The sequence below is a fragment of the bacterium genome, assembly GCA_030655055.1.
Classification (GTDB): domain Bacteria; phylum Edwardsbacteria; class AC1; order AC1; family EtOH8; genus UBA5202.
Window position 1 is genome coordinate 1 of record JAURWH010000035.1, and the last position, 2,143, is coordinate 2,143.

Here is a 2,143-nt window from a genome sequence, read left to right on the forward strand (position 1 = left end):
CCTACGCCATCTCCGGCGGCGAGCGGAGAAGGGTGGAAGTGACCCGGGCCCTGGTCACCAATCCCTCCTTTCTGCTGTTGGACGAGCCCTTCACCGGGATCGACCCCATCGCCCGGGCCGACATCCAGCAGGTGGTGGTCAAGCTTAAGGACCGGGGGATCGGTGTACTGATCACCGACCACAATGTGCGGGAGACCCTGGAGATTACCGACCGGGCCTATGTGATCTACGAGGGCAAAGTATTTGCCGCCGGCACCCCCCAGGAGATAGTGGACCACTCCGGGGCCCGGGAGAAATTTTTGGGAGAGAAGTTCACCCTGTGAATCCCGCCGGCAAATGATCGTCAGAAAATCAAACATCAAATAAATATTTCAACCGGACATTGACAAGACGCATTTATGAAAACAGTCCTATTTCTCTGCAACGAAAATTCCTGCCGCAGCCAGATGGCCGAGGCTTTTGCCAAACAACTGGGGGGCGGGGTGATCGAGGCTTACAGCGCCGGCTCCAGCCCTTCGGGCGAGGTCAACCCCCTGGCCGTAACCGTGATCAGGGAAAAGGGCATCGACATCTCCGGCGCCCGCCCCAAGGGATTTCAGGCACTGCCTGTCAGCCGGGTGGACTACCTGGTGACCATGGGCTGCCAGGACGTCTGCCCGATCTTCTCCACCACCAAACAGATCGAGTGGAAGCTGCCCGATCCCAAGGGCCAGCCGGTGGAGTTCTTTCGCTGCGTCCGGGACGACATCGAAAAGAAGGTGAAGGAACTGATAGAAACGGTTTCGGCCAAGAACGTCAAACGCGATTATGCCGGGATGGCGGAGATCATCAAAGGCAAAGTGAGCCCGGGCCTGGGAAGCGATGACAAAATGAAAATGGCGACGGATGTCCTCTGGGAAGGCCTTAAGGACAAGGGTTTGGACTGGGTGGGATTTTACCGGCTGCTGCCGGGGCAGGAGGCCATGGAACTGGTCTGCCGCCAGCCCCGGGCGGCCTGTTCCCCCATCGGACTGCAGGGGGTATGCGGAAAAGGGATGAAAGATAAAGAACCCCAGATAGTAAAGGATGTTTATGCCCTGGGGGACAAGCACATCATCTGCGATCCGGCCAATCTGTCCGAGATCGTGGTCCCGGTGATCGAACCCGATGGCAGCTGCCGGGCGGTGCTGGACCTGGACAGCCGGGAGCTGGGGGCCTTTGACCAGCAGGACGCAGAGGGCCTGGCATTTGTACTGAGAAACGCAGGGCTGTCAATTTGATTCAGACGATCAAAAAAGCCGTTCCGCATTATGCGGAACGGCTTTTTCTGTTTGTCGGCTATTTGCTCAATCTTTTAAGCTCCTCCAGCCAGCCCCGGACCACGTCATAACTGCCCTGCCAGAACGAGGCCGAGCACATGTCTATGCCCACCTGCTTCAGGATCAGTTCCGGATTTTGCGAGCCGCCGTAGGACAGGATCTTCTCTATCTTGGGCACGAAGGAACGGCCTTCCTTCTTGTAGCGGGCGTAAAGGGCCATGGACAGCAGTTCCCCGAAATTGTAGGCGTAGCAATAGAAGGGGGTCTTGAAGATATGGGCGATGTAGGCCCACTCGTGCTTAAACTCGTCGGCTACGTCCACCGATGAGCCGAGCTGCTCCTTTAGCATCTTCAGATAAAGGTCCGACAGCTGGCTTTCCTTGGCGCCCTGCAGCAGCAGCTGGTGGGCGGCCACCTCGAACTTGACGAAATAAGCCTGGCGCATCACGGTGGCATAGGAGTCGCCGATCTTCTCCAGCAGCATGGCCCGCTTCTCCCGGTCAGACCTGGTCTGGGACAGCAGCCTTTCAAACACCAGCATCTCGGCGGTGGTGGAGGCGGTCTCGGCCAGGGGCAGGGTGGTCTCGGCCGGCGTTACCGAATGGGCCGAGGCGTAAAGGTCGTGGGCCCCGTGCCCCAGCTCGTGGGCCATGGTCATCACCGAGGAGTTGTCGCCGGTGTAGTTCAGCAAAATGTAGGGGGTTGTCTTGGGTGTGATCATGGCGCAGAAGGCGCCGGCCTCCTTGCCGGGACGGGGATGGGTGTCGATGTGGCCGGCCTCAAAGATCTGCCGGGCGTTCTGGGCCAGGCCGGGAGAAAATTCCCTGAAGGTCTCCAGGACCAGG

General features: G+C 59.0%; 2 protein-coding genes and 1 pseudogene. 2 read left to right on the top strand and 1 reads right to left on the bottom strand.

Features of this window, described 5'->3' with window-relative positions; translation table 11 throughout:
* On the top strand, positions 1-323 hold a 323-nt coding region (locus Q7U71_01535), incomplete at its 5' end, for an ATP-binding cassette domain-containing protein (protein MDO9390437.1).
* A 75-nt stretch (positions 324-398) separates the two neighbouring features.
* Positions 399-782: pseudogene (locus Q7U71_01540) on the top strand (arsenate reductase ArsC).
* 535 nt (positions 783-1,317) lie between these two features.
* Here the strand turns inward: Q7U71_01540 and Q7U71_01545 are convergent.
* Positions 1,318-2,143 (bottom strand): M3 family metallopeptidase (locus tag Q7U71_01545; GenBank protein MDO9390438.1); only part of this gene is annotated, 826 nt, incomplete at its 5' end.